Here is a 6,030-nt window from a genome sequence, read left to right as displayed (position 1 = left end):
ATTTTTATCCAATGCAAGGAATAAGTCGACGCGAATAGCGAGCTATTTAAGGAGACTTATGACGCAGCATTGGATAAAAATTCATATGAAATTTGATTCTGCGAATTAATCAGTGCTTCCCTAGTGACGGCAATGATGGTAAATACCTGTCGGCAGGAAGGCGGGAGAGGCGAAGCCAGCGGGCAGCATAGGGGAGGGAGATTTCTCGACTCCGTTTCACTCACTTCGTGAAACGATTTCATCATTTTGGCGCTGCCCTCCGCTCGAAATGACAGGGGAGCGGTGCTGCATTGGTGTCATTGGTGCAGGGGAAAGAAGGCAGACGCCTGGCACCATGGAGCCTTCCTGCCGGGATCGTCATTCTGAACGAAGTGAAGAATCTCGGTGCATGAAGCTAGTGACGGCAATGATAGTAAATACCTGCCAGCAGGAAGGCGGGAGAGGCAAGCCGGCATGTAGTATAGGCAGGGAAATTGCCCCTTTGTGAAAAGAATTTGACTGTCTGAAATAGAGAAAACCATTCTCAAATAGACTGCATAGAAGAAAACTATTCTCAAAATGAAGAAAAGGCCGAAAGAGAAATCGTCGAAATTATCCGATAAAAAGTCATAGGTCCATTCTATTTGAGAATATATATTTAAAAATCTCTTTCTCATTTGATGAGAATTCCATATAATTTGTCAAATATTATAGAATAATTTTGTAATATAAAATACAAAGAAAATTTGTTAATTTCTAATAATAGTGATATAATGATGTTGTCCCGAAGGAGTCCTGCCTTCCGGGCGGGAAAGGAAAGAAAAAGAGGAGCAGAGGAAACACGGTCACTCGCGCAGACAATCTTTTTCATGATTTTCCATGGGCTCAGGACTTATATCTGTTTTTATAAGGAGCAAAGAACTATGAAAAAGATTCTTGCCATCGCAGCTGCAGCTGCACTGACTGCCGGCGTTTCCGCCTTCGCAGCCAATCCGTTCTCCGATGTTTCCACCGATGACTGGGCTTACCAGGCAGTATCCGACCTCTCCGACCAGGGAGTGGTAGAAGGCTATCCGGACGGCACCTTCAAAGGGGAAAGAAACATTACCCGTTATGAACTGGCTCAGATCATTGCCCGCCTCATGGCAAAAGAAGACCAGCTGAACGCTGAGCAGCGTGCAACCCTGGACAAACTGGCTGGCGAATACGCTGACGAACTGGCTAACCTGGGCGTTCGCGTTTCCAACCTGGAAAAGAAAGTGGGCAACATTTACTGGTCCGGCGATGCCCGTATGCAGTACCAGCACAACCTGAAATCTGATGAGGATAACGGCGTTTATGCAAAGGAACATGATGATGCATGGACAGGCCGTATGCGTCTGAACGTAAAGGCTCAGGTCAATGACCAGGTTACCGTCAATGGCCGCTTTGTTACCAATATGTACTTCAAGAATGCTGAAGATGATGACGGTGACACCACCATGGACCGCATCTACTCCCAGTGGACACCAAACGAAAAGACCACCGTCAACATCGGTCGCTTCGGTGTAGCCCTTGATCAGACCGGCACCTTCTGGGATGAAGATGGCGTATTCGACGGCGTCAATGCAGCCTGGGACAACGGCAAAATCGGCGTAGAAGCAGGCTATGGCCGTTTCAAGGATGCTGGAAATGAAGTGGCTGAGGATGGCGAAGGCGGCATGTGGAAAGACAGAGCTTCCACTGAAGCATGGTATGGCAAACTGACCGGCCACTTCAATGACCGCGCAGACCTCTCTGCTTTCTATTTGGCTAACACCCACAAAGCTAACGGGAAACAGGGTATTGAATACCACAGCCCGAAAGCCCATGCATGGGGCGCAGGCACCACCGTTGATCTGGGTGGCAACTTCAACCTTGACGGCGACTTCGTTCAGACAAAACTGAACAAAGGAAACGGACATGCCAACCTCTGGACCGCAGGCCTCACCTACGGCGCTGTGGACACCGACAAACCAGGCACCTGGCAGCTGGGCGTTCACTATGTGAAATCTGACTATGGCGCTATGCTTCTCGGCAACTCCGCCCTGGACCTCACCGACCAGCTGGACTATGGATATGATAAGAATGCAGACATTCACTTCTGGGTAGCCCGCGCAGGCGTAGCACTCCAGAAAGGCGTAGAACTGGACGCTTACTACAACTTCGCAGCCAAAGCATCCGGCGTTGATGGACAGCATGTAGACGATCCCGACGACACCTGGGGCATCGAACTGAACTACGCATTCTAATGGAATGAAAAAAGAACTCCTTCGGGGGTTCTTTTTTTATTGGCTTTTCTTTTCAAAATCTTATGATAAAATGAAGGTAAAGGAGGTGGTGTGATGGACTACGACACCATAGACGACGTCTATCTGGCTGGTAAAAATCCCGAATATGATGCAGCGGCGAAGAAGCTGCTTTCCAGTAAAAAGATATTGGCCTGGATTCTGAAATACTGCGTGGAAGAATTCAAAGACTGTTCCATTGCCGACATTCGGGACCGCTATATCATAGGTATACCGGAAACAGCATCGGTGCCGGCGCTTCCCGATGAGACCAATGCAGCTGGCAAGATTGGTGCCGACAGGATTTCAGGCGAAAGGACAGAAGATACCAGCGTCACGGAAGGAAAAGTTACCTTCGACATCCGTTTCCGTGCCATCACGCCCCGTAATGAACTGGTGCAGCTCATTATTAACATCGAAGCCCAAAGGAGCCGGCACACATACTATCCGCTCCTGAAACGGGCCATGTACTATGTGAGCCGCCTCATTTCTTCCCAGTACGGCGTGGACTTTGACAAGGCACAGTATGGGAAAATCAAGAAGGTCTACAGCATATGGCTCTGCATGGACGCGCCTGATGACAGAGGCGGCATCACTCGATACCGCATGCAGGAAGAGCCGGAATATGGAAATATCCTGGATGAAAAAGAAAACTACGACCTGCAGCAGGTGGTCATGGTTTACGTGGCCCACGCCCGGGCGGATATGGAAAACCGTCTCCTGAACCTCCTGGGCGAACTCTTCGTATCAGAAGACGATGCCAGCAGGAAAAAGGCGGAACTGATTGAACATTACGATATTGATTTAAATGAAAACGAAGAAAGGCTGGTGAGTACCATGTGCAATTTGAGTGTAGGAGTATATGTAAGAGGGAGAGAAAGTGGCGAACAGATTGGATTTGTAAAGGGAGAAAAGAGCGGAATGGAAAAAACAAGTAACCAGATTGTACTGAACCTTCTGCAGATGCATATGGGCATGGATTTCATCAAGAAAGCTACAGGACGTTCAGAAGAAGATATCAAGAAACTGGCAGAGGAAAATCATCTGCCGGTATAACGGAAAAGGCTGGTGAGTACCATGTGCAACCTGAGCGTAGGAGTATATGTAAGAGGGAGAGAAAGTGGAATTTTGGAAGGTAAAATAGAAACCAGCAACCAGATTGTGCTGAACCTTCTGCGGATGCATATGGGCATGGATTTCATCAAGAAAGCAACAGGATGTTCGGAAGAAGATATAAAGAAGGTGGCAGAGGAAAATCATCTGTCAGTTTAGGGAAGCACTGATTCATTCGTAGAGTCTGCTTTTATAAGAATTTTTGTACACTGCTTCGTCATGAGGCTTCTTAAATAATTAATAAGGAATGGAAAAAGAACTCCTTCGGGGGTTCTTTTTTTGGTCGGAAAGGGGCTTGGGAGCTGAATCTTTCGCCCTGCATCGCTGGGGGCACTATGGGTGCTGGGCATTTCGGGCAATTTGAGCTTATATCAGTTACAGAGGGAAAACCTTCACGACCGGGCCTTCGGCCCGTGGGAAATGCACCCCTTTTGGTGCTGACGCACCACCTTTCCCCGGGAGGGGGAACTTTTACCGCCGCTATGCTTTGTGGTACTTATGAGGTAACGGCTTATCTGCGGTTTATTCTGTCCCCTGAATAGGGGAAAGTCCGGCGCAGCCGGATAAGGGGGTGCGCCCGGCATGGGTGTAATCTAATGGGTGAAAGTCCCTTGTGCGGTATGACCATAACAAGCACTCAGCCAATGGCAAGGGGTCCATCGTGAGGTGGGGTCTGAAGGAAGCCGGAGGCAAAACCTTGGTCCGACGAAGAGAAACTTCATAGGAAGGCAGAGTCCGGCAGGATGAGGCAGCCCCTTATGCTGAAGTCCAACGATGGTCTTGGCCAGGCTTTGTAAATGAAGCGGATAGATGAGGCGAAAGATTACATTCTTACCCGGGGAGGTCTCATGGACGTCAAAGCAGTGATAGGTCGTATATCTGGACCGAGTGGAGACGGTTGAAAAAGATTTATCATGAGAAGTCAGCAGAGGTCATAGTACCGCGAAAGCGGGAAGGACTGAACAATTCCGGCCAAAGTAAATCATGAAAGGAGGAACGTGTGATGAAAACAGAATACAGTTTGCAAACTGGCTACCGGTTGGAAAATAGTGGAACTGACGAAGATACAACAAGGAGCGTTGAGCACGGTCCTCGGGAAATGGAAGAAATGGCAAGCAGAATCACACTGGAACGCATTGTGGACAGAAGTAATCTCTACGATGCCTACCAGCGAGTAAAAGCCAATAACGGGGCACCCGGCATAGACAATATGACTGTGAAGGAGTATCCCGATTGGTATGCAGAGCATGGAGAGGAATGGATTGCAAGTATCCTGAATGGAACCTACAAGCCACTCCCTGTGCGCCGAGTAGAAATTCCGAAGGACAACAAAGGAGGAAAACGGAAGCTTGGAATACCCGTCGTTAAAGACAGAGTATTGCAACAGGCGACCGCTCAAGTCCTTATGCCCTTTTATGAGTGCAAATTTGCGGAATGCAGTTTTGCATATCGGCTCCATAGAGGAGCCCAACAGGCCATGGAAGTAGTAAAGCGAAGTGTACAGGAAGGATATGAATACGCATGCGTACTCGACCTTTCCAAATACTTCGACACAATTAACCATGAACTGCTGATGAACATGCTGAGACAGGATATTTCTGACAAGAGAGTCATTGACCTCATCAAGAAATTTCTGAAAAGCGGAGTCATGATAAGGGGATTGAAACAACGCACGGAAGAAGGCTCGCCACAAGGGGGCAACCTTTCTCCACTGCTGGCAAATATCTATTTGACTCCATTCGATAAAGAATTTGAGGGAAGAGGCGTGCGTATTGTAAGATACGCTGATGACATCCTCATACTTGCTAAAAGCCAAAGGGCGGCAGAAAGACTGCTGAGAAACAGTACTGAATACCTGGAAACCAAGCGAAAGCTTAAGGTGAACAGAGAAAAGAGCAAAGCAATCAGCATCTATAAAACGCCGGACTTTAAATTTCTTGGATTCTCTGTTACGAAGAAGGAAAAGGAAGTGAAACTGCTTCCACATCCCAAATCACTAGCAAAGTTGAAAAGGAAGCTGAAGGGCCTGACAAGCCGCAACCAAGGAAAAGGAGCACGAGAAGTTATCCGGAAGACGACGGAATATAACCGTGGATGGGTTGGCTATTATGGAATAGCGGACTTGAAATGGATAGCAGAAAGTCTCGATGGTTGGGTAAGGTCTCGTATACGAATGTGTATATGGAAGCAGTGGAAAAATGTATCCACTCGGATAGATAGCCTGCTTCGATTACATGTCCCATGGAAACTTGCATTCAAGTGGGGAAAGAGTCAAAAAGGATATTGGCGCATAGCACATAGCCAAGTAATGACGACCTCAGTAACAAACAGGATACTGGAGAAAGCTGGATTCGTCGGCCTAAAACAATGCTATGAAATGATAATCTGCCCAAAGAATTGAACCGCCGTATACCGAACGGTACGTACGGTGGTGTGAGAGGGATGAATAATCTCTACTCGATTGACCACCGCAGGTGGCCAATCTGGTATAAAGGTAAGCAAAGAAATGAAACGCCAAAGCAGAGCAGACCGCCGCTTGGCGGGCAGATTGGCAATGGAGTGTCACATCGGTGCTTGACCTCGTACACCCTTTGCCACTACGTGGCGTTCCCCTCAAGGGGAAACGAGAGAT

General features: G+C 47.9%; 4 protein-coding genes. All 4 read left to right on the top strand.

All coding sequences use genetic code 11. The annotated features are described in order from the left end of the window. Positions 1-902 precede the first annotated feature (902 nt). The 4 genes from QZQ29_RS08595 to ltrA all read left to right on the top strand — a co-directional run bounded on the left by QZQ29_RS08595 (position 903) and on the right by ltrA (position 5,799). Positions 903-2,249 carry an S-layer homology domain-containing protein gene (locus QZQ29_RS08595; RefSeq protein ID WP_296962347.1) on the top strand — a complete coding sequence of 449 codons (1,347 nt, stop codon included), beginning with the start codon at positions 903-905 and terminating at the stop codon, positions 2,247-2,249. A 90-nt stretch (positions 2,250-2,339) separates the two neighbouring features. Then, on the top strand, positions 2,340-3,341 hold the full coding sequence (locus QZQ29_RS08590; RefSeq protein WP_296962345.1) for a hypothetical protein: 1,002 nt from the start codon (positions 2,340-2,342) through the stop codon (positions 3,339-3,341). Positions 3,342-3,413: 72 nt separating this feature from the next. Further along, on the top strand, positions 3,414-3,557 hold the full coding sequence (locus QZQ29_RS08585; RefSeq protein ID WP_296962343.1) for a hypothetical protein: 144 nt from the start codon (positions 3,414-3,416) through the stop codon (positions 3,555-3,557). Between the two features lie 844 nt (positions 3,558-4,401). After that, the gene (ltrA, locus tag QZQ29_RS08580) at positions 4,402-5,799 is read left to right on the top strand and encodes a group II intron reverse transcriptase/maturase (protein WP_296962349.1); all 1,398 of its coding nucleotides are present in this window, start codon (positions 4,402-4,404) and stop codon (positions 5,797-5,799) included. Positions 5,800-6,030 lie beyond the last annotated feature (231 nt).

It is taken from the genome of uncultured Dialister sp. (assembly GCF_900538805.1).
Taxonomy (GTDB): Bacteria; Bacillota; Negativicutes; order Veillonellales; family Dialisteraceae; genus Dialister.
Note: the sequence above shows the minus strand (reverse complement) of the source record. Positions and strands in the feature narration are given on the sequence as shown.

What these genes read in the sequence shown, in the direction of transcription:
- ltrA (WP_296962349.1), top strand. Translation starts at nt 4,402, where the DNA reads ATGAAAACAGAATACAGTTTGCAAACTGGCTACCGGTTGGAAAATAGT.
- QZQ29_RS08595 (WP_296962347.1), top strand. Translation starts at nt 903, where the DNA reads ATGAAAAAGATTCTTGCCATCGCAGCTGCAGCTGCACTGACTGCCGGC.